Origin of the sequence: Aeoliella straminimaris (assembly GCF_024054565.1) — a bacterium.
In the GTDB taxonomy this organism is placed as follows: Bacteria; Planctomycetota; Planctomycetia; order Pirellulales; family Lacipirellulaceae; genus Aeoliella; species Aeoliella straminimaris.
The window spans coordinates 328,299-355,103 of sequence record NZ_JAMXLR010000051.1 but is presented as its reverse complement, the minus strand read 5'-3'; the positions used below and the strand labels follow the sequence as shown (position 1 = coordinate 355,103).

Sequence of the window (26,805 nt, the reverse complement as noted above, 5' to 3'; positions counted from 1 at the left end):
GTAGCTACTAAACGAACGTTCAATAGCCACACGCCCCGCCGTCCATCAAATTGCAGGCGTTCACTCTCCGTATCCCCCCACCGCCGGCCACGCAATGCACTGGTTTACCCGACTTCTTGAAAAACCTCGTTACGAACAGCACCAGCAGTTTCTGCAGCAGGCGTCGCAGCTCTTGCCGCAGCCCGTGGACGCCGTGGTGTTCGACTTCGATGGCGTGTTTACCGATAACTGCGTGATCGTGGATCAGGAGGGGCGGGAGTCGGCTACCTGCAGCCGGCTCGACGGGATGGGTGTGGGACTACTCAAGAAAACCGGTATTGCGCTGCTGGTGCTGTCCAAGGAGCCCGTGCCGATTGTGATGCATCGCTCTGGCAAGCTGGGCCTCGAGTGCCTGCACGGTGTCGACAACAAGCTGCCGCTGCTATCGGAGTGGCTGGCGGAGCGAAGTCTCTCGCTTTCGCGAACCATCTACATGGGCAACGACGTAAACGATTTGGAGTGCCTCCGCGCGGCCGCCTGCGGCGTGGTGCCGCTGGACGCGCATCCCGACGTATTGCCAGCGGCCGATCTGGTGCTCGACTACCCGGGGGGCCACGGCGCGGTCCGGCAGTTGTGCGATCTGGTCTGCTGGAGCAAGCAGCAATCGGGCGAGTGACCCGTGCGCCCAATCCTTTCTGCGGTCTCGATCGCCCCGGCGGGGGCGTTGGCAGTGGGGGAAGCCGACGAGCCAGCGAGGCGTGCGATTGGCATAATCGGCCCAGCCGCGACCGCCGCTCCCTGTTCTCTCAGACGGGGAGTGCGCAACCGTATCGGCTGCTGTCGGCTGGCGGTATAATCGAGTTTTCCCCCGTATATTTCCTTTTCCGCCGTGCCGTGGCACTCCGTGAGCGATTTGCCGGCTTCAGGTGCGGCATCGGGTGTTGGGGCGGCGCTGGACGGTCGTTGGCCTCGGGGACATCGGGGGCAAGCAGCAGGTGGAGACAAGACTTCATTCGAATTTAAACCTGGGCGACACCCCCGCTGGTCGCCGCGGCAGCGAACGATGAAAGGAAGGATGATCATGGACCTCGCAAAAACCACCCTGGGACTGCTGGCCGTGCTGGTGTTGACCAATTCGGGGGCGACGGCCCTGGCGAAGAGCCCTGCCGAAGAAGTGCAGGACGTACGTAGCGAGTTCCTGTCCGAAGCCGTTAAAGCCAGGGCCGAGTACCGCCGTGAGTTACAGAAAGCTGCCAAGAGCGCGGTGAGAGATTACGAGCGGGCTGCCGCCAGCGCCGTACGAGCGGGCGAACTGGCAGCGGCCACGGATGCGATGCGGCAGATTCTGTGGCTGGACCGCGACCACAAAAAGGCGCGGGCGCACTTCGAAGCGATCGGCCAGTTGGACGAAGTGCTCAAAGAACTGGAAGACGAACCCGTGATTCCCGAAGGGGACGAGCCCGTCGACAACAGCAAGCTGGCCCGCGAGTTGGTGGGGACTACCTGGACCTGGGGCGCGAAGGACACGATTACCTTCGCACCCGGAGGCGTCGCCACGGTATCGAGCGACAAGCAGCCCAACAGCCGAGCTTGGCGCGTGCTACCCGATGGCATGGTACATGTGATGAGCTTGAAGCCGCTCAACTCGTACGTGTTGGTAAAGTTCGATCCCAAGTCGAGTACGTATCTCGGAAAGGCCTACCTGCTGGAGTATCCCGATTTCAACGGCAAGCGTACGCGGTGACACCCATCACTGCGTCGCCAAGCGTTGGCCTCCGCCACTGAGTACCATCGATGAAGCCCGAACGACCTAAGATCGACTACTTCTCGAGCGCGGAATTGCGCCAAGGGTTGGGTCTGAAGACCGTGCGCGGCGGCGTGGCCAGCATGATTGCGCAGGGCCTTGCGCTGGTGGTCTCGTTGGGATCGATTGCCGCGTTATCGCGGTTGTTGAATCCGGCCGACTTCGGCTTGATGGCCATGGTGGTGGTGTTTACCCGTTTCGCCGGTCTGTTTGTCGACGCGGGATTGAGCATGGCCGCGGTGCAGGAGCGCGACCTCACTCGGCAGCAGTCGACCAACCTATTTTGGTTCGGGACGCTGATGGGAACGGCCATTGGGGCCGTGATGGTTGTCATTTCGCCACTGGTCGCCTGGTTTTACCAGGAACCGCGACTGATTGCGGTAACATCGGTGCTGGGGGTGTCTTTCCTCTTTAACGGTTTGGCGGTCCAGCATCGCGCACTGTTGCGGCGGGGCATGCAGTTTGTGGCCGTCAACACGACGCGCATCATTGCCGCGATCGCCGGAAAGCTAGCCGGCATTGCCTGGGCGGTGGCATTTTATGGCAAGCCCTACGACTATTGGGCGCTGGTCGTCGTAATTGTCGTCACGGCCGCCGCCAACACCTTGGGCGTGTGGCTGATGTGCCCCTGGCGACCCGGCCTGCCACGCCGCGGCGCGGGATCGCGTAGGCACTTCTTATTCGGCGCCAATCTGACGGGCTTCACGACGATCAACCACTTTGCCCGCAACGCCGACAACCTGCTCATCGGTTGGTGGTGGAACGCAGCGGCGTTGGGCGTGTACGAACGCGCCTATCGAGTGTTCGACTTGCCCCGCGAAACCTTCATGGCACCGCTCAGCAGCGTTGCCACGTCTACGCTCAGTCGACTGCTGGACGAACCGGCCAAGTATCGAGATGCCTATCTGCGAATGGCCAAGGGCATGCTGGCTTTCACTGCACCCATATCGGCCTACTGCGCAGTATGTCCCGACATCGTGGTTTACACGCTGTTGGGCGCGCAGTGGGTGAAGTCGATTCCGCTGTTGCAACTGTTGTCGATCTTCGGGCTGTATCAAAGCGCCTACAGCAGTTGCGGATGGCTGTTGATTACCCAGGATCGAACGACGGAGTTTTTGCGATGGAGCATCGTCAATTCGGTGCTGACCGTTGCCGCGTTCTGCGTAGGCTTACCCTTTGGCCCAGCCGGCGTGGCACTGGGATATGGCGTGGTGTTTCTGAGCTTCTCGCTGCCCAGTTTGTTTTGGGTGGCCGGCCGGCGGGGGCCAGTCACCATTGGCGACCTGTGGCGTTCGCTGCTCGAGCCCACCCTGGTGTCGCTTGTTGTGGCAGCCGCATGCTATGTGGCCCATTGGATGACCATTCAGCGTGGCTTGCTCCTCGCCACGATCGTTACGGCCGGTATCGCCATATCAATTGTGACAACTTATATCGCCGTTTCGACGGATTACCTCAGCCAGTTCCGTCGGCTACTGCGGGGGCGTGGTACGACTACTTCGGCGTCCCCCACAAATCCTCCGACCAGCTAATATTTTCACGATATCGAGTACCACAGCCCCGCCTCGATCGTTCCGCCTGATATGCCCGACGTCCGACATTCCAACGCCTTGCCTATCGCCCAGGACGCCCTGCAGGTGGTCCAGCACAGTGCGTGCATTGGCTGTGGTGCGTGCGCTGCGGCGATGCCGGAGCTGTATCAGATCGAGATGAATGACTACGGAGAGTATCAGGCCATCGGCGGCCAACAGGTTGAGCCTACGGATACCAATCGCGAGGCGTTTGCCCAGGTCTGCCCCTTCTCGGGCGGAGGACCCGATGAGGACGACATCGGCAGCAGCCTGTACGGCGACGCTACCGCGAACGAGTACGTTGGATTCCACCGCGATTGTTACGTCGCCTGGGTCGACAAGAACAACTATCGCGCGGCGGGCAGTTCGGGGGGGATGACGTCGTGGATGCTCGCGAAGTTGCTCGGAGTGGGGGAGATCGATGGCGTGATCCACGTCAAACCCGCCAATTCGCCTGGCGAAAGGCAGTTGTTCCATTACGCCATCTCGCACACGCTGGACGAGGTGCGAGCGGGCGCAAAGTCGCGGTACTACCCGGTGGAAATGTCGTCCGTACTCAGTGAGGTCAGACGGTCCACTGGGCGGTATGCCTTTGTTGGGGTTCCCTGTTTTGTGAAGGCGGTGCGGCGACTCTGTTTGGTGGACCCCGAACTCGACGCCCGCATTGCCTACTGCATCGCGATTTTTTGCGGCCATTTGAAGAGTCGTGCGTTTGCCGAGGCAATCGCCTGGGAGCTGGGGGTCGAACCTGCCGAGCTCGAGACCATCGACTTTCGCCACAAGCTGTACGATCGCCCCGCCAGCCAGTACGGTGTGAAGTTGACGAGCAAGTCGGGCGAGACGCTGGAGCATCCGATGCAGGGCCTGGCGACCAAGAACTGGGGCCTGGGAATGTTCAAGTACCTGGCCTGCGATCTGTGCGACGACGTGGTGGGCGAAACGGCCGACATCTCCTTCGGCGACGCCTGGCTGGACGAGTACCGGCTGGATCCACGCGGCGCCAACGTGGTGGTGGTGCGGAACCAGCGGTTGGCGGAGTTGGTCGCCCAGGCGTTTCAAAATGGGGAGATCGAGGGAAAGCCGCTTTCCACCAAAGACGTGTACCGTTCTCAGGAAGCGGGGTTTCGCCATCGGCGGCCGGGACTGGCATACCGGTTGTGGGCCCGAGAGCAGCGGGGCGAGTGGAGCCCCCAAAAGCGGGTGCAACCCGACGCCCACGCGTTGCCACCGCAGCGCCGGCGCATCATGGACGTGCGAGTACAATTAGCCGACCGGTGCCGCGCGGCCTTCGTGCATGCCAAACAGGTTGGCAGCTTCCAGACGTTTCTCAGCGAGATCGACCCCCTGGTAACCGCCCACCAGCGGCTCTCGCGCCGCGGGTTGTGGCTACGCATCCGCCGGAAACTGAGTCGGCTGGCGAAGTCGTTTTTCAAGTCACCAGGCGATGGCGGCGGTCAGAAATAGCAAGGGCGGCCCCAGTTCGTCCTTTTGGAAGGTTAACAGGATAATTCAGCAGCAGCTTGGAATAGAAATGTCGATTGTCATTAGTGGGTGCATTGGTCTGTTTAACCGGGGAGTCGAGGCGTTGGTGGCGCCGACCGTGGCCGAGTTGCATCGGGTGCTACCCGAGCATCAGGTAGTGCTGCTGTCGGGCAAACCACAGTACGATTCTCGACGGGCATTCTTGAGCGACTCGAAGGTGATCTCCGATCCTTTCCTCGGTCGGATGGGTTCGCTGACCGTACGCCGCCTGGCAGCCCGCTGGACACCGCGATTGGTGCGAAGGGAAGCCGTCGCCCACCGCGCGATCAAGAATTCGTCGTTGCTGATCGCCACGGGGGGCGACACATTCTCCTCCGACTACGGCGACCTGCGGATGCATGTCGAGCCACTGAAGGTGGCGCACCACTACGGCGTTCCCTTTGCCTTGTTGGCTCACTCCATCGGACCGTTTACGAAGGAGGAGGAGCGGCAACCCTTCGTCGACATCGCCAAGCACGCGGCCTTGATCACGGTTCGCGAAAGCCGCTCCTTCAACTATTGCATCGACGACCTGAAACTCGACCCGGCACGCGTCGTGCAGACGGCCGACCCGGCGTTTCTACTGGAACCGGCCAGCGACGAACGCGTTAGCCAGCTGCAGGCTCGATACGGCATCGATCCCGCCGGGCCGACCATCGCCTTGGCGGTCAGTCAGGGCATTTCCAACTTCGTCGGACTGAATAGCAGCAGCCAGGAATCGGCCGAACGCCATTTGGAAACGCTTTCCAAGCTGGCTCGCTACATCACCCAGGAGATGCAAGCCCAATTGCTGCTGATTCCGCACGTGCAGGACATGCGTCCCCACAACAACGACTTGTTCCTGTGCGACCGATTGATGGATGCGGTTGGCGATTGCTCCGGTATGGCCGTGGCCTGGGGCGACCACACGGCGGCGGAGTTCAAAGGGTTGATCAAGGCCTCCGATGCGGTGATTGCCGAACGCATGCACGCCGCGATTGCCGGATTGTCGACCACCACGCCCACCATGGTGGTGCGCTATTCAGTAAAAGCCGATGGCATCATTGGCGATTTGCTAGGAGGCGACGCCGCCGACCGGGGCGCCATCATCCCATTTGAAGACTACTTGAAGCATGAAGACGGAATGGCCATCGCTTCGCTGAAAAAGATGTGGGCTTCCCGCGAAGATCTGCGGAAAAGCCTGGCGTCGAAGATCGATGAGGTCCGCGCCGAAGCTCACAAGAACTACGACCTGTTCGCCCAATTGGTCAACAAATAGGTTCCCCACTGCGACAACCTCGTCCGACTGCTCAATCCTACTACTTCGATGCCCGAGTTGCTGTTTTCCATTGTCATCCCCACCTTCAATCGGCGCCATTTGGTGCAGGATGCGTTGGACTCCGCGCTCGCCCAAGACTACGCAGGCGAGTGCGAGGTGCTGGTGGGGGATGACGGCTCGACCGACGGTACGCCCGAGTTCATCGAGCAGCACTACGGATCCCGGGTGCAGGTGTTCCGGCAGGCCAACGCCGGACCGGGGCCAGCCCGCAATCTGGCCTGCCAGCATGCCCGTGGCGCCTACCTGGCGTTTCTGGACAGTGACGACATGCTGACCCCGTGGGCGCTGTCCACTTACGCTCGGATTATTGCCGAATGCGATCACCCCAGCGTCCTGGTCGGAGTTCCCCAGCCAGTACAAACGGCCGCCGAACTGTCGGACATACCGACCGGCGAAGCGCGCTGGCAGAGGTACAACAGCCTGTTTGAATCGCGAATGGCCGTGCCGCTGCTGGCTACCGATCGTCTGACCGTTCGCCGGGACGTGTTCGAGGCCACGGGCGGGTTCACCGGCGAGATTCGCAACGGCGAAGACGTCGACTTCTTTGTGCGATGCGGTCTGTCTCCAGGCTATGTGGTGATTGAGTCGCCGATTACCTTCGCCCGGCGTTACCATCCGGGACAAATCACCCTGGGCACTGATAGTGCCTATCAGGGCCGGATGTGGCTGCTCGACCAGGAACTCGCGGGACGTTACCCCGGCGGCGACGAATACCTGCCGCATCGTCGCCAGATTCTATCCTTCTGGGCGCGTGTGGCTTCGAACCAGATGACCAGGGCAGGGCGGTTCGATCGGGGCTGGGAGTTCTACAAACGCGTTTTTTGGTGGCACGTACGCCAGCGACGGTGGAAATACCTGCTTGGGTATCCCGTGGTCAGTAGTTGCAGGAAGATCCAACAGCTTTCCAAGCCAAAACCCAAAGGGGCATTGAACCCGGATGCCTAGCCCATCCAACAAGTGGTCCCCCCAAACTTAGTCTGAAGTTTACGAATGATCGAAAACACGAAGAACTGGTTAAAGAACTATCGTCGTCGCCAGCATGAGATGCGGCGTTCGAAAGCGCGGATCGAGTTGCTTCGCCCATTGCTGCCTCGCGATGGCGTGGCGGCGGAACTGGGCGTGTTCGAGGGACTGTTCTCAGAGCTCTTGATGGAACACATGCGCCCGCAGCGATTGCACTTGATTGACCCCTGGTTCCAGTTGTCAGGAATCTGGGATTGGGCCAGCGGCAAGCCAAGCACCGTGGACGCTGTGCGCCGGATTCTGAAGCGCTGGCAAAAAGAGATAGAGAACGGCACCGTGCGTGTCCACATCGACGACGATACGCTCATCCTGCCGCGTTTCGACGATGCCTATTTCGACTGGGTCTACATCGACAGCTCTCACCAATACGAACACACCAAGCGCGAGCTCGACCTGTTGGTGTCGAAGATGAAACCCACGGGCGTGATTGCAGGTGACGATTGGCGACCCGATCCCAACCACCGACATCATGGCGTCTGTGTCGCGGTTCGCGAGTTTGTCGAAGCCAGCGACTACGAACTGATCCTGCAGGACGAACCGACCGCCCAATGGGCGCTTCAACTGAAAAGCACCTAGGTGCGCGCAGCCGAGCCATGCATTCGAATATGAATACGCCCCTTACTCCCACCAACGTCGCGATGCTGGTCAACGGCCAGGAGCGGTACGGTATCGCTACGATTCCCCGGCTCTACGCGCAGCACTGGCCCGACATGGTGTTTGTCTCGTTTGGGCGTGGAGATCTGTACGAGTGGCTCTCGGCCAACCATGCGCGTACGGTGTTGATTGACAGCACCGACCGCTTTGCCATTCGCAAGAACCTGCTACGGGCGATGAGCGACTATCGGCGTCACCTGCATCTGGCCCGCAAGCATGCCGACGAGTTGCACGCGCCGTTTGCCGACCAGGATATCCGCGTGGTACATACGCATCGCTTGACCGAGCAACTGGTCGCCGGAATGTTGAAAGAGGATGGCTATAAATCGGTCTGGCAGATCAATAACAACTCGTCGCCTGGTCGCTTGGGGGGAATGAGTCGGCGATTCAATCATCGACTGGCTCGCTGGGGCGCCGACCTGCTACTGCCGGCCAGCGATTTCATCGCCGGCAACTGGAAGGGTTCCAGCGTGCCCATGCGGACCATACACAATGCGGCGATGCCGGTGGCCGACTTTCACGAGGTGCCCGATCCGCCTCCCATGCGGTGCCTGGTGGCTGGACGTTTGGAGCATTCCAAGGGGCACCACTCGGCGGTGGCCGCCGTGATTGCCGCCCGCGATGCGGGTTGCGACGTGCGGCTCGACATCTATGGCGGCCCAGTGGACGACAATGCTTACGCCGACCAGTTGCGCGACACCATCCGTCAGGCAGATGCCGAGCAGCACATCGAATTGAAGGGCTTTTGCGACGATCTCAGGCAGCGGCATCGCGACTACCATCTGGGACTGCAATGCCGCATCGATCCCGAGCCGTGTAGCTTGTGGGTGTGCGAGACCATGGTCGATGGATTACCGCTGGCCGCTTCGGCCACGGGCGGTACGCCCGAGTTGGTACAGGATGGCCAGACCGGGATGCTTTATCCCGCGGGCGACGCGGAGGCCCTGGCCGAGCGAATCATCCAACTGTACCGCGATGCCGATCGGCTGAAGACGATGCGGCACGCAGCCTACGAGCGGGGCCGCACGCGTTACCTGATGGATCGCATGGGCGAGGAGACCATGGCGGCCTACAACAGCTTGTTTGCCTGAAGCGTCGCCCTACAGCCCAAACCGTTCCTGCAAGCTTTCCACCTGCACCTCTTCTTCGCGGAGGGCCTCCATCGCCTTGGTGGCCGCTTCCGCGGCTTCCATGGTGGTCAGGCACGGAACGCCGGCGGCCACCGCGGCAGCGCGGATCTTGCCTTCGTCGGTTCGAGCGCCTTTGCCCACGGGGCTGTTCATCACCAGGGCGACGTCTTCGTCGGCCAGGAAGTCGAGCAGGTTGGGGTGGCCTTCCTTCAGTTTCTTCACCCGTTCGCACTTGATGCCGGCTGCCTCCAGGGCGTCGGCCGTGCCGCGGGTGGCCAAGAGGCCATAGCCCATCGCGGACAGCCGCTGGGCCAGGTCCACTGCTTGGGCCTTATGCTTGGGGGCGACGCTCACGAACACCTTGCCTTCGCTCGGCAGCACAGTGCCGGCCGCCAGTTGGCTTTTGGCGAACGCCATGCTGAACCGCGGGCTGATGCCCATCACTTCGCCGGTCGAACGCATCTCGGGGCCGAGCACCACGTCGACGCCGCGGAACTTGATGAACGGGAAGACCGCTTCCTTGACGCTCACATGCTGCGGAATAGGGTCCTTGGTTACGTCTTGCTCGGCCAGCGACACGCCGGCCATCACCTTGGCCGCCACCTTAGCCACTGGCAGGCCGGTGGCCTTGGCCACGAACGGCACCGTGCGGCTGGCGCGGGGGTTCACTTCGATGACGTACACCTGCGGCCGGCCATCGCTGTCGTCCTGCACGGCAAACTGCACGTTCATCAGGCCACGTACGTTCAGCTCTTTGGCGATGGCCACGGCAGCCGCGCGAATTTCCGCCACCACGGGACCGGGCAGGCTGTACGGCGGGATGGCACAGGCCGAGTCGCCCGAGTGCACGCCGGCTTCTTCGATGTGTTCCATGATGCCCGGCACGATCACCGTTTCGCCATCCGACACAGCGTCGACGTCCACCTCGATGGCGCCTTCCAGGAAGCTATCGATCAGCACCGGTTGGCCTTCGGCGGCGATGAACGCCTGGACGACGAACTGGTCGAGTTGGGCGTTGTCGTAGCAAATCTCCATCGCTCGGCCACCCAGCACAAAGCTCGGCCGCACCAACACCGGGAAGCCAATTTGCTCGGCCAGGTGACGGGCTTCGTCCATCGTCTGGGCGATGCCACCGGGCGGCTGCTTCAGGTTGAGCCGCTTGATGAGCTGGTGGAACTTGTCGCGATCTTCGGCGTCTTCGATGGCGTCGACGCTGGTGCCAATAATCGGCACGCCAGCGTTCGTCAGCTCGCGTGCCAGATTGAGCGGCGTCTGCCCACCGAACTGCACGATCACCCCATCGGGCTGCACCCGATCGCAGATGTTCAGCACGTCTTCGACGGTAAGCGGCTCGAAGAACAACAGGTCGCTGGTGTCGTAGTCGGTACTGACGGTCTCGGGGTTCGAGTTGACCATGATCGACTCGATGCCCAGCTCCCGCAGCGCGAAACTGGCATGGCAGCAGCAGTAATCGAACTCGATGCCCTGGCCAATGCGGTTTGGTCCGCCTCCGAGAATGATGATTCGCTTGGTATCCGACTTGGCCGGCGTTTCGTCTTCGTCCTCGTAGGTCGAATAGAAATAGGGCGTGTAGGCTTCAAACTCGGCGGCGCAGGTATCCACCGACTTGAACGCCGCGCGGATGCCCCGCTTCAACCGTTCTTCCCGCACCTGCATGTCCGTGGAGTCGAGGATCGTCGCTAGCTGGCGGTCGGAGAAACCCTGCCGCTTGGCGGTGCGGAGCGTGTTGTCGGTGAGCGACGACAGGTCGAATGGCTCGGGCCCGGCCTGCCGAGCCATGGCCCGCAGTTCGTTTTCGGTTTCGACAATCTCCATCAAGTTGTCGAGGAACCATGGGTCGATGCCCGTGAGCTCGAACACTTCGTCGACCCCCATCCCCAGCTTGAAGGCATAGCGGATGTACCACACGCGATCGGGGCCGGCCGATTGCAGCTTGGCCCGGATTTCCTCCTCGTCGGGCCGCGTGTCGCCTTTGGAGCCATCGGCGTTGTACCACAAGTCTTTCGAGTCGCAGCCAAAGCCATGCGCGCCGACCTCCAGGCCCCGTAGCGCTTTTTGGAAACTCTCCTTGAACGTCGAGCCAATGGCCATGGTCTCGCCCACGCTCTTCATCTGCGTAGTGAGCTTGTCGTCGGCGTCGGGGAATTTTTCGAACGCGAACCGCGGAATCTTCGTGACCACGTAATCGATCGACGGCTCGAAGCAGGCCGTGGTTTCGCGGGTGATGTCGTTGGGCAGTTCGTGCAGCCGGTACCCAACGGCCAGCTTGGCGGCGATCTTGGCGATCGGGAAGCCCGTGGCCTTACTCGCCAGTGCGCTACTGCGGCTGACGCGGGGGTTCATTTCGATGACGATCATCCGGCCATCGACGGGATTGATTGCAAACTGGATGTTCGAACCGCCCGTCTCGACACCGATTTCGCGAATCACCGCCAGGCTCGCGTCGCGCATTCGCTGGTATTCTTTGTCGGTCAGCGTTTGGGCGGGGGCCACCGTGATCGAGTCGCCGGTGTGGATGCCCATGGCGTCGAAGTTTTCGATCGAGCAGATGATCACGACGTTGTCGTCCACGTCGCGCATCACCTCCATCTCGTACTCTTTCCAGCCGAGGATCGACTCTTCGATCAGCACCTCGGTGGTAGGCGACAGGTCCAGGCCGTGCCGGACCATGTGATCGAATTCTTGACGATTGTAGGCGATGCCGCCGCCCGAACCGCCCATCGTAAAGCTGGGACGGATAATCGCCGGCAGGCCAATTTCGTCGAGCCACTCGCGGGCGGCGTCCAGCGTCTTGACCGTCTTCCCCTTACATACGCCGAGACCGACCTTCTCCATGGCGGCCTTGAATCGTTCGCGGTTCTCCGCCTTGTCGATCACGTCGGCCCGCGCGCCCACCATCTCGACGCCGTACTTTTCCAAGATGCCATGGGCCTCGAGATCCATGGCCAGGTTCAAGCCGGTCTGGCCACCGAGCGTCGGTAGCAGGGCATCGGGTTTTTCGCGGGCGATGATCTTTTCGACCACCTGCCAGGTGAGCGGCTCGATGTAGGTGCGGTCGGCCGTGGCCGGGTCGGTCATGATGGTGGCCGGGTTCGAGTTCACCAGCACCACTTCGTAGCCCTCCTCGCGCAGGGCTTTGCACGCCTGGGTGCCGGAATAGTCGAACTCGCACGCCTGCCCGATGACAATCGGGCCGGAGCCGATGATAAGGATCTTGTGGATGTCGTCGCGACGTGGCATCAGTTGATGGGGGCTGGGGGCCGGGGAACAAGCTGCTTATCCCAAGCCGCGTGGCATTCTGGAGCGGGTAAAATCGCTCCAAGGTACCACGGCCCGCCAGCGGTGTTCAACCGCCCGACGGGTGCCGCTTTGCGACGCTGCCGCGGGGGGGGTGAGCCCGCGGCAGTCTTTTTAACGTCCGAGTTCGCTGGCGGTCAGATGTTCCTGCCGTCCCAAGTCGGGTTGTTTTCCCGTTGCGCGGCCACGCGTCAACTCGAACAGCACTCGCGGCTGCGAGTGGGGGTTCTTGAAGTAGGTGGCTGTCACGGCGTCCACGACGATCAGCGCCAGCCGCGGATCGTCCGGCCCACCGTTACGCTCGCCACCCTCGTCCTCGAACCACATCTTCCAGTCGGGTTGGTACAGCGCTTTAATCCGTTCGCGGTCCTGGCTAACCCTGACGGTACCGCTCACCGAAACCCATTCGAACGTCTTGGGATTCAGGTATCCAACGCTGACATGTGGATCGGCTTCCAGCTCGTCGACCTTGTGCGTTTCGACGTTGGTCACAAACCACAAGTCTCCCTGCGGGCCCTGATCCTGGGTGGCCATCGGCCGGGTCACCAGGAGCCCGTCTTCCCGCCGAGTGGTTAGCAGGGCGATTTCGATTTCCCCGATCAGTTCGTACAGTTCGTCGAGTTTCTTCTTCGTGCTTGTTGTGGCAGTCATAGGTATGAGGCCTTTCGGTCGGATGCAATGGTGCAGGAGTCTTCCCTCCCCCGTCTCACCAAGCCGCACGTGCCGTGCCAAGCCCGAATTTGGCGACAGATGAGCCGTTTGCCGCGAGGATCACGACCTGGATTGAACAGCAGGCGTTCAGGTTGGGCGCGTGCCGTTCGGCGCCAGCCGGGCAGGCGGAAATAGGAGTCGTTTACCAGGCTGGTGGCAAAACTTTCGCCGCAAACAAGCATCCGCCAGCGGGGCAACTATAATGCTAGGCTCAGCAACTGCCTCGTTCTGACCGTTCCTTGCCCCATGTCCAAAAGCAATTCCCAATCCGTGCGACTGCCTGCCGCCCATATGACCTGGGCGTCGCGGACCGTGGCGGGCACCGTGGCGCGGACGCGACGGTTTCTTTCGCGGCAGTTGTGGGCGTGGCCCATCATCGCTGTGGTACTGCTGACGACCCTGGGATGGGTGGTGGATGGTCGCATCGAAGCGACCATGGAGGAAAGCCTGACCAGCGAGCTCAAGACCCTGCGCGATGTGGAAGTCGCCATGCTGCAGACCTGGATGACCGCGCAGGAGCACAACGCCGAGAGCCTGGCCGCGGACATCGATGTTCGTCACACGGCAATCAGTTTGCTCCAACAGGGCGAAGGCGAGTCGACAACACCCACCAACGACGAGCAGACCAAGAAGCTGCGGGAGCTGTTGGGCCCGGCCATCGACTCGCACGACTACGAAGGGTTCGTGGTGGTCGACCGCAACAAGGTGCTGGCCTCCAGCCGCCAGGAAGCGGTCGGTCTGGCGCTGCCAGCGAATATGAGTGACGTGGTCCAGCGCGTGTTCGACGGCAGTGCCACCGTGACCCGTCCTTACAAGAGTTTGCTCAGCCACCAGGACGATGACGGGCAGATTCGCGCGGGCGTGCCGATGATGTTTGTCTTCGCGCCGATCGTCGACGACCAGACCCTCCAGGTAGTTGCCGCGCTGGGACTGCAGATCCGTCCCGAAGCGGAGTTCACCAGCATTCTACAACTGGGCCAAATGGGCGAGTCGGGTGAGACCTACGCGTTCGATAAGAACGGCTTGATACTCTCCAACAGCCGGTTCGATCGCGACCTGAAGCTCGACGGGCTGATTCCGGAGAACGAGCCATCGATCTTGAATCTGTTGGTTCGCGATCCCGGCGGCAACATCACCACCGGTTTCCGGCCCCAGGTGCTGCGAAGCCAGCTGCCGCCGACCGAGATGGTTAAGCAGGCCGCCGAAGGAAACGCCGGCGTCGACGTGATGGGCTATCGCGACTATCGCGGGGTTCCGGTGGTGGGCGCCTGGACCTGGCTGGACAAGTACGGCTTTGGTGTCGGCACCGAGTTGGACTATAGCGAAGCCTACAAGCCGCTCACCATCCTGAAGTGGACGTTTTGGGGATTGCTGTCGCTGCTGGCGATCAGTTCGATTGCGATCTTCGTCTTCACGGTGCTGATGTCCCGCTTGCAGCGGCAGGCCCGCGAGGCGGCCATCGAAGCCAAGCAGTTGGGGCAGTACAAGCTGGAGGAAAAACTGGGCGAGGGCGCCATGGGCGTGGTGTACCGCGGCCGCCACGCGATGCTTCGCCGCCCTACGGCTATCAAGCTGCTGGACGCCGACAAAGTGACCGAAGCGTCCATCGGCCGCTTCGAGCGCGAGGTGCAGATCACCAGCAACCTGAACCATCCCAATACCGTGGCCATTTACGACTTCGGCCACACTCCAGAAGGGGTGTTCTACTACGCGATGGAGTTTCTCGACGGCATCAACCTGCAAACGCTGGTCGATACTTATGGCCCGCAGCCGGCCGGTCGGGCGATCTTCATTCTCCGGCAGATCTGCGGCTCGCTGTACGAAGCGCATTGCTCCGGTCTGGTGCATCGCGACATCAAACCGGCCAACATCATGCTCAACCAGCGGGGCGGCGAAAGCGACGTGGTGAAGGTGCTCGACTTCGGTCTGGTGAAGGCCAAGGAGGAAGCCTCGCATGGCAACGAGTCGATGGCCGGCACACCGCTGTACATGTCGCCCGAGGCGATTCAGCTGCCCGGCTCGGTCGACGCCTGCAGCGATCTGTACGCCGTGGGGGCGGTGGGGTACTTCCTGGTGACGGGACATCCTGTGTTCGAGGCCAGCAGTCTGGTCGACCTGTGCCAGATGCACACCAGCGAGCCGCCGGTGCCGCCGAGCGAGCGGCTAGGCCAACAGGTGCCAGCCGAGCTGGAGCACGCGATCCTCTCCTGCCTGGAGAAGGCCAGGGCCAAGCGGCCGCAAACGGCCCGCGACCTGGTGCGGATGCTGGACGCTTGCGCCGAGGCCAGCGAGTGGTCGCTCGACAAGGCCGACGCCTGGTGGAGTAGCCACCAGCGCGGCACCGCGCCCAAGTCGACCGGCCAGAGCACTCACACCGACGACAACGACGCGACGATGCTGTTCGAGTGAGCTACTCGGCTGGGGACGGCGGGCCGGGATCGAGCGTCGGCAAGTCCCGCGTTTGTTTCTTGAGCGTTTCGTTCTCCTTGCGGAGTGCTTCGAGTTCAGCTGCGAGCTTCTCGACATTTACTCCTATCGGGTGAGAGAGCCTCGGCATCGTTTGATCGCTTTCGAGCGAACTTGACACCAATTTTTTTCCCGTTGGCTGTACAGCTACGTCGATGCCCATATCGTCGAAGAAATGGTCGCCGTTGAACGACCGAATTTCGGCTTTGATCTTCTCCGGCGCTTCACTCAGTGGGCCTAGAATGTTGACGGAGCCATTTGAGTGTGGGACATCAATGATCCCCGAAGCATCGAGCAAGAGTGAATAAGTCTGCTGACCTGGAGGTTTCTGTGACGAGACCGTGATGTTCACCTGGTCGCCAGGTGAGAGCACCTCGGGCTTTCTACCTTTTTTGCTTCCATCCTCTTCCCAGGGCATTAGCTCGAATCCACCGTCGATTGGCGGGGCGTCGGCTGGTAGAGGAGGCAACTCTTGGGCAGCGGTAGCGGGCGGCGCCGGTGGCGAAGTGCTGCTCGACTCTTCCCCACTGGAGGCGTCTTTCGCTTCACCCATATCCCGATTCCGCTCTACCTTCACGTCGAAGCCCATCGACTTGAAAAATTCGCCATAGTAATCGGCCAGCACACTCAGCACCACTTTGGCCGCCCCGTCGGGGCCCATGCCACCGATAGGCACCTGGCCTAGATTCTCCTTGCCGAAGCCAACATTGCTGATCGCAATGAACCCTTGGTGGTTGACCGTGGTGATTACAACCCACTTCCCCTCACGAGGCCGCTGCTGAGTGATTGTCACACGGACGTTCTCGTGCGGCAGCAGCATGTCTTCGGGATCGACCGGAGCCGCTGGTTCGGCCCGTTGATATCGAGGCTTTTTCGCCGTTCGATTCGGGATAGCCTGGCCGCTCGAATCGCCTTCGGCCACCGAGCGAAGTTCTAGCAAAAGCTCCGTTGGTTGTTGGGGTAAGGTTAACTCCTTTAGCAGCCTTCCGTCGGCGGCGAACACGCCCATCGGGGGAACGCGGTCCACACGAAGTTGTTCCAAGGTCTTGATTTTCGTGTAGGGGTTGATTCTCAACGGCACATAGTGCTGATGCACATACAACTGAATGTTAGGCGAGCCGTCAATCACCTCCCGAAACCGAGCGTTCTCCTGACTGTAGGGCATGGCATTATGCACGAGAATTCTGCGCCCCATCTGCTCCGACACCTTCCTTGCTTCATCGAAATCGGACAACCACTGCAAGTGCGGCGTCGGCACGGCCGGGGTAATATGGACGCCGTACCGCGGGGTTAGCTGCGCAGGAGTTGGAGCGTTGGGATCGCGATAAACCGGGTCCGGCTGCGGCGCGTATCTCGGTTGCGAGTAGTCCGCTGCGTATCTCGGCTGCGTGTTGTTGGTTTGAGGGGGTGGAACGGCATAACTTGGTGTCGATATTCTTGTCGGCACGTTCGGCTCTTTCTTCCGCTGCTCAATCTTCCGCTTCATCTCCAGCACTTTGGCCTCGGCCAAGTAGGCGTCGGCACGCATCAGCGACGACTCACTCAACTGCTCGACGGCGGCTTCAAGCTCTTCGTCCGACACGACATCGGGGTTGCTTTTCTTCAGCGCTGTGATTCGCTCCCATCGCTTTTCGAAGACTTTGGATTTCATTTCCAGCCCTTCCATGCGTGTTTCCCAATACCGCCGCTCGAGCTCCAGCTCTTGAACGCTAGGCTGGTCGTCGCCCGACTGGTTCCAGGCGAAATTCGGTTGAACGGGCGCCGTGACGTTGATGTCTGGGACGCGAATGTCATGGTCAACATCCGGCGGATCTACTTGACGGGGGCGGGACTCAGCAGCCAACAGTGGTGGGGCGGTGGGCGTCGGAGGTTTGTCGAACATCTTAATCATCCGCCCTTGGATGCGTTTCACGGCGTCCTGGTCCCCTCGAAAGACCATGATGTCTTCGTCGGAGCCGTCGATCGTCGCAATCTCCACCTGCACGGACGGCTGCTTCGAGCCCGCGGCGGGAGCCGCAGGTTTTGGGGGGAACGTCGTGGGAGGTTCTGGCGACTCCGGTACCGAAGGCGGCTGCACATCGACATTCGTCGGCGGCTGTGGCGGACCGGTGATCTGGTCATCGGGGTCCAATCCGGCCGGCTCTAATCCGACATCATCCGATGGATTCTTCGTGACCTCGATTTCGACCTCGGTCGCCACGAGGGGATCGGTTGCCTGGCCGGCGTCGGCCGATGCGACTAGCGACACTCCGGAGGAGGGCACGCGGGACTGCTGGGGGCGATCGTCCTTCGCCGCCGCGGCGACTAATCCCATGGCAACGATGGCAGCGACCGACAGTGCGGGCTTGGCCAGGGCGGTATAGAACATCACGGACGCTCCTTGTTGTGCAAGCGAAACGGCAGTGGGCGACGCGCCACCGCCGGAAGTAACAAATCCCTTCGTAACAAACTCGCTAGCGGCCGCAGTGGTGCTCGCAGTGAGCGTTGCCTCGGCGGCCGAGGCCTTGGCCGTTTCGACCGTGGCCGCCGCAATGCCTGCGGCCACCGACAGCGCCACGCCCCGCCGGGCCAGGCGGTGGCGAAGCATCCGCTTGCCCCGCGCCAGTCGTCCTTTGATCGTGGCGGTCGTCAGATCGAGCATCTCCGCCACCCGGCTTCGCGTGTGGCCTTCCAGGTAGCACAGCACCAGTGGCTCCTGGTAGCGGGCCGGCAGCGTGCGGAGTTCTTCTACCAGCACCGTCACGGCATGCTGGCGGTGCACCATTTCCAGCGGATCGTCGTCGCCGCTGGCAAAGTCGTGGCCATTCAAGGGCTCTTCGGGACGCGACTTGTTCTTACGGGCCAGGGCCACCGAAGTGCGATGTGCCACCCGGTACAGCCAACCCGCCGCCGAGTCGCTGGCGCGGATATCGCCCGCCCGGCGGGCCAGGATCATGAACGTGGCCTGAAAGGCGTCCTCCATGTCCGCCTGGTGGTGGAGCACCTGCCGGCAGACACTCCATACCAGCGGTCCGTGGGCTTCCACCAACTGGGCGAATGCCCCCTGGTCGCCGTGGCGAGCGAACCGCAACAACATTTCGCCATCGGTGGCCGCGATTGGCCGACCGGCGGCTTTCGCCGGCATGGCGGTTGTTTCGTTATGGGCCGGGAGTGAAGACAAGGGAAACCTACGGGCCGTAGTGAGGCGAACAAGTGGTGCTTACCAGATTAGAGGGTTTTGGCTCCCGAGCGGACCGGTTTTTTCATGAATTATTTCTCGCAGGCCGACCATGCTAGCGGTTCTGGTCGATTGCCGAGCCAGGAAGCAGTCTCCACCTGGGCAGGTATCAGTACTCGTCCATCAGGATCAGTATGCGCGAGCCGCCACTGGGGAGTTCAAACACGTAACCACGCGAGACCCCGCGGATGGGACCCCGGCGATACTGGAACCAGAAGCTGGTGACCTCCGACTGGTCGTCGGAGCCCGCCACGCCGTGGCCGGTGATGTCTCCACCGTCGGACTCGATTGCTTCGCGGAGGTTCGCGAGCACTTTGGGCATCACTTTGGTCTTGGCATCGGCAAAACTCAACTCGGAAAACTCGGTGTCCGATTCGAGGTAGTACCCTCCGCCGAACACGACTCCGGACGCGTGTTGGCTGGACGTGTTCTGAAGTTCGATGCCCTGGTCGCTGCAGATCTGCGTGACGAGCGCATGGGGATCGAGCGACTGCAGCATCGCGTGCTGATCGAACGGCCTCCGCTGGACGAACAGCGCCACCACGGCCGCGATGGCCACGGTGGCCAGCAGCAATTCGCGCAGTGTGAAGCGGGGGAGCCAACCGGTGGGCTTCGGGGTGTTTTCCATATTGCCTCGACACAGAAAGAGCTGGTTTCCAGGGCCGATCGGAAAATCCATTGTGATGGTCCGTGACACAATCTGCCACGGTGGTTAGAGTAAAGATTCTGCAACAGGCCTGCCCTCCTGTCCCCTCCTGCTACCTATGTCCTCCCCGATACGCTTCATTTTGCTCGGCGGTTGTTCCGGCGCTGGCAAAAGCACCACCATCGGCCGATTGGCCCGACACTATAAATCCCAAGGCCTGCGGGTCGCGGTGATCACCAACCACTTGGCGGCCGCTACGGCGGAGGCGCCTTTGTTTGCCGGCCAGGGCCTGGCCGTCGATCAGGTGTCGGGCGCTTGCTTCTGCAGCCGGTTTGACGATCTGACGGCCGCCATCGGCAGGTTAGTCGAAGCCGATCGCCCCGATATCATCCTGGCCGAGCCGCTGGGCAGTTGTTTCGACCTGGTGGCCACGGTCATTCGCCCGCTCGAGCGGTACTATGCCGAGCAGTTCGAGGTCGCCCCGTATGGCGTACTGCTGAAGCCCAGCCAAGTCCGCGAGATTCTCGCTGGAATCTCAGGTGACGAGCAGTCGGACGACGTCGAGTGCCTGCTGGGCAAGCAACTGGAAGAGGCCGACTACCTGGTGCTCAACCGGGTGGACGAGCTTGCGCCAGCCGACGTGAAGCAGCTCGCCGAATGGATCGAACAATTCTGTCCCGGCCGTGCCCTGGTGCGGTTGTCGGCCAAGACCGGCACTGGCTTCGGCGAACTGGTCTCGCAGATCGAACGCGAGGCGCCTGCGGCGCGGCGAGAAGCGGTTGTCGATTTCGACGTCTATCCCGCCAGTGAGCCGGAGCTCGGGTGGCTCAATAGCCGTTGCCGGGTGAAGGCCGAGCGGCCTATCGATGTCGACAATCTGCTCACGGCGCTGGTCGGCAGGCTGCGGAGCCGTCTCGACCAGTTCAAAAGCGAGACTGCACAACTGAAGATCATCGGCTTTGCCGAAGGACGCATCTCGGTCGCCAGTTTGGAGGACAATCGCCGCCCGGGTGAGCGTTCGAAGCCGGCGAACGCCGCGGCCACCGACATCGAACTGATCGTCAACGCCCGGGTGGCAGTGGCTCAAGAGTTGTTGGAGCAGGAGGTTCGCACCGCAGTCGGCGCGGTAGCCGAGGAGTTCGGTGGCCGCGCGGCGTTCGGCGAAACCAGCAGCTACCACCCCGGTCGCCCCGATTCATCGCAGCGGTTGGTCGAAATGGGCTAAACGTCCGCTCTCGGTTACTTCAGTTGACCTTGCCGCCGGGCTTCCGACACGAGCACCGCCAGCGCCCACGACATCAGCCGCGCCCGTTTGGTGTCGGAGCGGCTCGTCAGGATGATCGGCACCCGCGCACCCAGCACCAGTCCAGCCGCCGCGGCGTGGCCCAGGAAGGTGAGTTGCTTGGCCACCATGTTGCCCGAATTGATGTCGGGCGCCACGAGGATGTCGGCGTCGCCCGCCACTTTCGAGGTGATGCCTTTCTGCTGCACCACTTCCCGGTTGATCGCCAGGTCGAGTGCCAGCGGGCCATCGATATGGGCGTGTTTGATCTGATGCCGGTCGGCCATCTTGCACAGGCACGCGGCGTCGACCGTCGCCTGCATGTTGGGTCGCACCTTTTCGGTAGCCGCCAGGATGGCCACCTTGGGATGCACGTCTTCGCCCGCCATCACTCTCCACAACGCAATAGCGTTACGACAGATGTCCGCCTTTTCGCTGAGCGTAGGCGAGATGTTGATCGCTGCGTCGGTGATGAGCAGCAACTTGTGATAGCTGGACACGTCCACCACGTAAACGTGGCTGACATGATGTTCGGTACGCAAACCCACCGACGGCGGCGCCAGGACGGACATCAGTTCGTCGGTCGACAAACTGCCTTTCATCATCGCGGATACACTTCCGTTGGCGGCCATCTCCGCCGCTAACCTCGCCGCCGCGTGGCTATGTTCGGTGGAGACAATCTCGAACCGGTCGATATCCACCTCCGCGGCAGAAGCCGCCTGGCGGATGCGATCGGCTGGACCAATCAACACCGGGTCGATCAGGCACTCGTTCACCGCGGCGGCCATCGCTTGAATAGCCACCGTGGAAACGGGATGAATGATCGCTGCTTTGATACGCGGTAGTTGCTCGCAGCGATCGATCAGATCGCGGAACCGATCGTGAAAGTGAAACTGCACGTCTGGCAGTTCGGGCCGTCGGCGGCGGATCTTTCGGTCGGGGGCAATAACGGTCGACGTGCCCGTAGCCACCGTTTCTCCCAGGGCATTCGTGCAGCGGCTTTCGAACAAGACGATGTGCTTCTCGGGGTGCTTTTCTTTGACCGACACTTCGACGCGAATGGTCTCGCCAGGCCGCACCGGTTTCTTGAACGCCAGCTCTTCGTTCAGATAAATCGTGCCAGGCCCCGGCAATGCCGTGCCTAGAAGCGCAGAGATCAGCGAGCCGGTCCACATGCCGTGCCCCACGACGCCCCGAAAGATGCTGTCTTCGGCGAACGACTCATCCAGGTGAGCCGGATTCACGTCGCCGGACAAGATGGCGAACAATTGGATGTCCTGCCGCGTGAGGGTGCGCGTCAAACTCGCGCTTTGCCCAATCTTCAACTCGTCGAACGTCACGTTCACGAGTTCTTTCTTGCCGTCCATTTCGTTACTCCCCAAAGTACTGGCGGCCGTCGTCTCCCTACTGATTGTTCCTCCTGGAGCTAATTTGTCGCTGTCCAGCGGGCGTTTCCGCACGCTCAGCCGTAGGCGCAGGCCCAATTGCCGCGGTAATGCGCGCCGCTCGAGTTGCGGGAACTAGAGCGGCAATTGTCGTTCCACATCGGCCCGAAGTCGGCACGGTGGCAAGGGCAAGCGTCGCCTATCGATCTGCGGCTTACCTCAAGCTTGATGGCTGCTCGATGATACACCTGGTACCGCCACGCCCGGCGGCCTCGCGACAACGCCTGCCGGCTGGTGAACCATCGTTGCCGAACTTGTCGACAGGTTGGCAGTGGCTGAGCTTTCCGGAATTGCTTTGGCAATGACCGCCGGCCCCAGTTATATTGGGCAACCTTACGAACCACCGCGGATGGACAACGAGAGTGAGGCCGAGTGATGGGGTTTGGGACGGGCTGGCGTAAGAGTAGGAAGCTCGCGGTGTATCCGCGTTTCGAGACGCTGGAGCCGCGTTGTGTGCTGGCCAGTACGCCGCTAATCACGGAGTTCATGGCGAGCAATCAGGACACGCTGCTCGATGGAGATGGAAATTCCTCCGACTGGATCGAACTTTACAATCCCACCGCCGAGTCAATTGATCTGGCTGGATGGCATCTAACCGACAACGCTTCCTCTTTGGGTAAGTGGACCTTTCCCGAGTTGCCGCAGTCCATGCTCGGTCCCGGCGAGTACCTGGTGGTGTTTGCCTCGGGGCAGGACACCGAAACTTACATCGATCCGTTGGGGTACCTGCATACCGATTTCGCGCTTGGGGCCGGGGGAGAGTATTTGGCGCTCACCGATCCAAGCGAAGCGATCGTCCACGAGTATGCACCCGAGTTCCCCAGCCAAAGCGAGGATTTTTCGTACGGCGTAGAGATGCTGGGCACCAGTTCCGCTGTGGTGGATACAGCTTCCACGTTGTCGTACCTGGTCCCCACGAACGGCGTGCTGGGGACCACGTGGACGGAAGCGGGATTCGACGATAGCACCTGGAGTACAGGCACCGCAGGTATTGGCTACGAAGACAGCCCCGGCAGTTCGGTTAACTATGCAAGCCTGCTCGATACGGTGATTCCCTCCGGCACGACCTCGCTTTACACTCGCTTCGAGTTCAATCTGTCCGACCCCAATGCGTTCGACAGTTTGGTCCTGCGGATGATGTACGACGATGGTTTTGTGGCCTATCTCAACGGCGAGTTGATCGAATCGGACTTTGCAGCAAGGTCGCCTGAGTGGAATTCGGTCGCAACCGGTCAGCGTGGCGACTCGATTGTCGCCGACGATTTCGTTGAGTTTGACGTCTCCGGCCATCTGGCGGAATTGGTGGCTGGTAACAATGTGCTGGCAATTCATAGTTTGAACGTCAGCAACAGTTCCGACATGCTCATGATCGCGGAGCTGATTGGCGAGACCAATGGTCAGGTCGGCGACCCGCTCAGGTATGGATTCTTTAATACCCCCACTCCCGGCTTCGCCAACGGCCAGGCCTTCGATGGCTTTGTAGGCGACACGCAATTTAGCCACGATCGCGGCTTCTATGCCGAGTCGTTTGACCTGCAGATTACCTCCACGACCGCCGATGCGATGATCGTCTACACCATGGACGGATCGGAGCCGCTAGTCGATGCGAACCTGAACATTGTTAATGGCGTCGAGTTCACTGGGGCGCTGAACATTGCGTCGACAACCATCGTGCGCGCAGCAGCCTTCAAGGTGGGATTCGAGCCAACCAATATCGATACCCAAACGTATCTGTTTGTCTCGGACATTGTGGATCAGTCTCCCACAGGCCAAGCGCCGGTGGGGTTTCCTAGTGGCTCGGTCAATGGCCAGCAATTCGACTATGGCATGGACCCCAATATCGTCGGCAGTCCAGTTTGGGGACCTCAACTTCCGGCTGCGCTTACCGATATTCCCACCGTCTCGCTGGTGACCGATGCGGACAACCTGTTCGACGCTTCCAGCGGCATCTATGTCAACGCGGGGAATCATGGTCGGGCGTGGGAGCGGCCAACGTCGATCGAGCTGATCCATGCGGACGGAACCGTGGGGTTTCAAACCGAGGCCGGTCTCCGCATTCGCGGTGGATTCAGCCGTGGCGACTTCAATCCCAAGCACTCGTTTCGTCTGTTCTTTCGTGGCGAGTACGGTGACGCCAAGCTGAACTTTCCAATGTTCGGCGAAATCGGAGCCGATGAGTTCGACGCCTTCGACTTGCGCACGGCACAGAACTACGCCTGGAGCAACGACACCTTCAACAACCAGAACCACAATACCTTTTTGCGGGACATCTTTGCGCGAGACATCCAGGGCGAGATGGGCCAGGCCCACACTCGGGGCGACTACTACCACCTTTACCTCAACGGCGTGTACTGGGGCTTGTACCAGACCGAGGAGCGGCCCGAAGCGGACTATGCTTCCACCTACTTTGGTGGAACCGACGAAGATTGGGATGCAGTGAAGGCGAGCGGGTCGGTGATCGAGGCTACCGACGGCGATCTTGGCGCCTGGAACACTTTGTCGAGCCTGGTAAACGCGGGGTTCGCGACGGACGCCGCTTACTACGCGATTCAGGGGCTGAATGCCGATGGCAGCGAGAATCCGTCGCTGGAGCAGCACCTCGACATCGACAACTTGATCGACTTCATGATCGGCGTGAACTTCACCGCCAATCGCGACATGCCGCTGTCGTTGGGGAATAACTCGCCGAACAACTTTTGGGCGGTCCGCCCACGCGATGGCAGTCACGGATGGCGGTGGATTGCCCACGACAACGAGCACTCGATGGGCGCCCAGGATCACAACGTCTACCACAACGGCACTGGCGACATCTCGGTGGGTACGTCGCCGGCGAATCTCAATCCGCGTTACATTCATCAGCTGCTTACCGACCATGAAGAGTACCGCGTGCGGTTCGCCGACCGGGTGCAGGAATTGTTCTTCAACGATGGTCCGCTAACCGTCGAGAACGCGCAGGCGTTGCTCGACACTCGCGCGGCACAGATGGATTTGGCGATCATTGCCGAGTCGGCCCGTTGGGGCGACCAGCACAACGAACCTCCGCGTACCAAGGATACCTGGCTGGCCGAAGTCGACTGGCTGCGTAATACCTTCCTCACGCAGAGAGGAAATGTCGTCCTGCAGCAGTTCCGCAGTCAAGGTTGGCTGCCGGACACGAATCACGACGCGCCCGCGTTCAGCCAGCACGGTGGATACCTTCCAGCCGGGCAAACGCTTGCGATAAACAACGCCGAGTCCACGGGCACCATCTACTACACGCTCGATGGCACCGACCCCCGCCTGCCCGGCGGAGCGATTCATGGCGATGCCCTCGAGTACAACGGCGAGTTCACCCTCGCGGATCACGCCACTGTCACGGCGCGATTGCTTCGCAACGGAGAATGGTCGGCCAGGATCCAAGCCGACTTCGTCTTGGCCGATGCCGCGGCTGACAGCACCAACTTGCGAGTTACCGAGTTGAACTACCATCCTGCCGAGCCAGATGACATGGAGCAAGGTCTCGGCATTGACGATGGCAACCAGTTCGAGTTCATCGAGCTGCGCAACGTCTCTGCCCAGACGATTTCGCTCAATGGTGTCGCCTTCGTTCGCGCAGTAGCAGGCAGCCAGTTGGAGGGCATGACTTTTGAGTTCGGGCTGCAATCGCTCGAACCTGGCGAGTATGTCGTTGTTGTCAACGATCTGCAGGCTTTCGAAGCCCGTTATGGCACGGGGATCAACGTCGCCGGTAGCTTCGAAGGCAATCTCTCGAATGCCGGCGAAACGCTAACGCTGGTCGATTCCCAAGGGCGAACGATCCAGTCGTTCGCTTTTCATGACGGCGACGACAACGGAGAAGAAGCCTGGCCCATCGCCCCCGATGGAGAAGGTGCCACGCTGGTCGTAGTGGATGTTCTGGGCGACTACAGCGACGGTGCAAACTGGATGGCCTCCAGCGTGATCAACGGCACGCCGGGCACGGCCGACACGCAAGCGCTGCCTGGAGACTACAACTCGGATGGAATGGTCGACGCGACCGACTATCAGGTGTGGAAGTCCTACTTTGGCCAGGTAGTGGCAATTGGTACGGGAGCCGATGGCAATTTCGATGGCATCGTCGATCTCGCCGACTACACCGTGTGGCGCAATCACCTGGGCGTTTCGCAACCGGCAACCAGCAGCATTCAAACTCCGCCGGGCGACGTCGCCAGTCCCACCGCAGAAAGCGTCGACCGGGAATCCAGCGCTTCCCTCGTCGCCAGTAGCTTGGTTGATACATCGCCCACAGAATCCAACATCCAGTCGCCAAGTCAGGAGTCGGCTGCTGCGGAATCCGCCGGCGCCGACCAGGCATTGGAGTCGTGGGGACGACCTGCCAGTCTCTGGTTTAGTCCTGTCGCCACGCTAAGACAAGACTCCGATATCGTTCTCATGGAAGCGTCCATGACTGCGAGTCGGGGTGCGACTCCGCTACCTTCAGAGCTGCTGCAACAGCGCGGGCCCTTGATCGATCGCTCGAACTCCAAGCTGGTGGAAGCCGACCGCCAGGTGCTGTCGCGCCGTGTTCGAGATCAAGCCTTTGCAGACGACAGCGGGCTTGCCGATGATTGGCTGATGCAGGGCAGATAGTCGGCCCGGTAGGCCGCACATCCTACTCGCCGCCGAGGGTGATGCGCTTCCGGGTTTCAAAGGGTCTTCCTGGTCCACCAAATCTACTTTGCGGCGACGCGCCATGCGAGTGCAT

At 61.2% G+C, this 26,805-nt stretch carries 16 protein-coding genes; 11 read left to right on the top strand and 5 right to left on the bottom strand.

Annotation, left to right across the window (positions count from 1 at the left end; translation table 11 throughout):
- The first annotated feature begins 94 nt into the window (after window positions 1-94).
- From NG895_RS15175 to NG895_RS15140, 8 genes are all read left to right on the top strand, one after another.
- Window positions 95-655: a KdsC family phosphatase gene (locus tag NG895_RS15175; RefSeq protein ID WP_252853363.1), complete on the top strand. Its 561-nt coding sequence runs from the start codon at window positions 95-97 to the stop codon at window positions 653-655.
- 405 nt (window positions 656-1,060) lie between these two features.
- Window positions 1,061-1,723: a hypothetical protein gene (locus NG895_RS15170; RefSeq protein WP_252853362.1), complete on the top strand. Its 663-nt coding sequence runs from the start codon at window positions 1,061-1,063 to the stop codon at window positions 1,721-1,723.
- A gap of 50 nt (window positions 1,724-1,773) precedes the next feature.
- Window positions 1,774-3,312, top strand: coding sequence for a lipopolysaccharide biosynthesis protein (locus NG895_RS15165; protein ID WP_252853361.1), 1,539 nt, complete (start codon window positions 1,774-1,776; stop codon window positions 3,310-3,312).
- A gap of 51 nt (window positions 3,313-3,363) precedes the next feature.
- Window positions 3,364-4,815, top strand: a complete 1,452-nt coding sequence (locus tag NG895_RS15160; RefSeq protein WP_252853360.1) for a Coenzyme F420 hydrogenase/dehydrogenase, beta subunit C-terminal domain — start codon at window positions 3,364-3,366, stop codon at window positions 4,813-4,815.
- A gap of 67 nt (window positions 4,816-4,882) precedes the next feature.
- On the top strand, window positions 4,883-6,130 hold the full coding sequence (locus tag NG895_RS15155; protein WP_252853359.1) for a polysaccharide pyruvyl transferase family protein: 1,248 nt from the start codon (window positions 4,883-4,885) through the stop codon (window positions 6,128-6,130).
- Window positions 6,131-6,178: 48 nt separating this feature from the next.
- Window positions 6,179-7,135 (top strand): glycosyltransferase family 2 protein, encoded by a 957-nt coding sequence (locus tag NG895_RS15150; protein WP_252853358.1) that lies wholly within the window; start codon window positions 6,179-6,181, stop codon window positions 7,133-7,135.
- A 45-nt stretch (window positions 7,136-7,180) separates the two neighbouring features.
- The gene (locus NG895_RS15145; protein WP_252853357.1) at window positions 7,181-7,789 is read left to right on the top strand and encodes a class I SAM-dependent methyltransferase; all 609 of its coding nucleotides are present in this window, start codon (window positions 7,181-7,183) and stop codon (window positions 7,787-7,789) included.
- A gap of 29 nt (window positions 7,790-7,818) precedes the next feature.
- Window positions 7,819-8,958: a glycosyltransferase family 4 protein gene (locus NG895_RS15140; RefSeq protein WP_252853356.1), complete on the top strand. Its 1,140-nt coding sequence runs from the start codon at window positions 7,819-7,821 to the stop codon at window positions 8,956-8,958.
- Window positions 8,959-8,967: 9 nt separating this feature from the next.
- Here the strand turns inward: NG895_RS15140 and carB are convergent, their stop codons facing one another.
- On the bottom strand, window positions 8,968-12,258 hold the full coding sequence (carB, locus tag NG895_RS15135; RefSeq protein ID WP_252853355.1) for a carbamoyl-phosphate synthase large subunit: 3,291 nt from the start codon (window positions 12,256-12,258) through the stop codon (window positions 8,968-8,970).
- A 171-nt stretch (window positions 12,259-12,429) separates the two neighbouring features.
- Window positions 12,430-12,966 carry a pyridoxamine 5'-phosphate oxidase family protein gene (locus NG895_RS15130; protein ID WP_252853354.1) on the bottom strand — a complete coding sequence of 179 codons (537 nt, stop codon included), beginning with the start codon at window positions 12,964-12,966 and terminating at the stop codon, window positions 12,430-12,432.
- Window positions 12,967-13,272: 306 nt separating this feature from the next.
- Here NG895_RS15130 and NG895_RS15125 point away from each other — a divergent pair, with 306 nt between their 5' ends.
- Window positions 13,273-15,435, top strand: coding sequence for a serine/threonine protein kinase (locus NG895_RS15125; protein WP_252853353.1), 2,163 nt, complete (start codon window positions 13,273-13,275; stop codon window positions 15,433-15,435).
- 1 nt (window position 15,436) lies between these two features.
- On the opposite strand, the gene NG895_RS15120 is transcribed toward NG895_RS15125, so the two are convergent.
- Both NG895_RS15120 and NG895_RS15115 read right to left on the bottom strand, forming a co-directional pair.
- Window positions 15,437-18,616: a sigma-70 family RNA polymerase sigma factor gene (locus NG895_RS15120; RefSeq protein WP_252853352.1), complete on the bottom strand. Its 3,180-nt coding sequence runs from the start codon at window positions 18,614-18,616 to the stop codon at window positions 15,437-15,439.
- 202 nt (window positions 18,617-18,818) lie between these two features.
- Window positions 18,819-19,337, bottom strand: coding sequence for a hypothetical protein (locus NG895_RS15115; RefSeq protein WP_252853351.1), 519 nt, complete (start codon window positions 19,335-19,337; stop codon window positions 18,819-18,821).
- 136 nt (window positions 19,338-19,473) lie between these two features.
- Between NG895_RS15115 and NG895_RS15110 the strand changes: the two genes are divergently transcribed.
- The gene (locus NG895_RS15110; protein WP_252853350.1) at window positions 19,474-20,580 is read left to right on the top strand and encodes a CobW-like GTP-binding protein; all 1,107 of its coding nucleotides are present in this window, start codon (window positions 19,474-19,476) and stop codon (window positions 20,578-20,580) included.
- 14 nt (window positions 20,581-20,594) lie between these two features.
- Here NG895_RS15110 and NG895_RS15105 read toward each other — a convergent pair whose 3' ends face one another.
- On the bottom strand, window positions 20,595-22,004 hold the full coding sequence (locus NG895_RS15105; protein WP_252853348.1) for a bifunctional enoyl-CoA hydratase/phosphate acetyltransferase: 1,410 nt from the start codon (window positions 22,002-22,004) through the stop codon (window positions 20,595-20,597).
- Window positions 22,005-22,499: 495 nt separating this feature from the next.
- Here NG895_RS15105 and NG895_RS15100 point away from each other — a divergent pair, with 495 nt between their 5' ends.
- Entirely contained in the window at window positions 22,500-26,690 is a 4,191-nt protein-coding gene (locus NG895_RS15100) for a lamin tail domain-containing protein (protein WP_252853346.1), read from the top strand.
- Window positions 26,691-26,805: the final 115 nt, after the last annotated feature.

What these genes read in the sequence shown, in the direction of transcription:
- NG895_RS15125 (WP_252853353.1), top strand. Translation starts at nt 13,273, where the DNA reads ATGTCCAAAAGCAATTCCCAATCCGTGCGACTGCCTGCCGCCCATATG.
- NG895_RS15130 (WP_252853354.1), bottom strand. Translation starts at nt 12,966, where the DNA reads ATGACTGCCACAACAAGCACGAAGAAGAAACTCGACGAACTGTACGAA.
- NG895_RS15165 (WP_252853361.1), top strand. Translation starts at nt 1,774, where the DNA reads ATGAAGCCCGAACGACCTAAGATCGACTACTTCTCGAGCGCGGAATTG.
- NG895_RS15115 (WP_252853351.1), bottom strand. Translation starts at nt 19,337, where the DNA reads ATGGAAAACACCCCGAAGCCCACCGGTTGGCTCCCCCGCTTCACACTG.
- NG895_RS15145 (WP_252853357.1), top strand. Translation starts at nt 7,181, where the DNA reads ATGATCGAAAACACGAAGAACTGGTTAAAGAACTATCGTCGTCGCCAG.
- NG895_RS15160 (WP_252853360.1), top strand. Translation starts at nt 3,364, where the DNA reads ATGCCCGACGTCCGACATTCCAACGCCTTGCCTATCGCCCAGGACGCC.
- NG895_RS15155 (WP_252853359.1), top strand. Translation starts at nt 4,883, where the DNA reads ATGTCGATTGTCATTAGTGGGTGCATTGGTCTGTTTAACCGGGGAGTC.
- NG895_RS15150 (WP_252853358.1), top strand. Translation starts at nt 6,179, where the DNA reads ATGCCCGAGTTGCTGTTTTCCATTGTCATCCCCACCTTCAATCGGCGC.
- carB (WP_252853355.1), bottom strand. Translation starts at nt 12,258, where the DNA reads ATGCCACGTCGCGACGACATCCACAAGATCCTTATCATCGGCTCCGGC.
- NG895_RS15140 (WP_252853356.1), top strand. Translation starts at nt 7,819, where the DNA reads ATGAATACGCCCCTTACTCCCACCAACGTCGCGATGCTGGTCAACGGC.
- NG895_RS15175 (WP_252853363.1), top strand. Translation starts at nt 95, where the DNA reads ATGCACTGGTTTACCCGACTTCTTGAAAAACCTCGTTACGAACAGCAC.
- NG895_RS15170 (WP_252853362.1), top strand. Translation starts at nt 1,061, where the DNA reads ATGGACCTCGCAAAAACCACCCTGGGACTGCTGGCCGTGCTGGTGTTG.
- NG895_RS15120 (WP_252853352.1), bottom strand. Translation starts at nt 18,616, where the DNA reads ATGCCGGCGAAAGCCGCCGGTCGGCCAATCGCGGCCACCGATGGCGAA.
- NG895_RS15110 (WP_252853350.1), top strand. Translation starts at nt 19,474, where the DNA reads ATGTCCTCCCCGATACGCTTCATTTTGCTCGGCGGTTGTTCCGGCGCT.
- NG895_RS15105 (WP_252853348.1), bottom strand. Translation starts at nt 22,004, where the DNA reads ATGGACGGCAAGAAAGAACTCGTGAACGTGACGTTCGACGAGTTGAAG.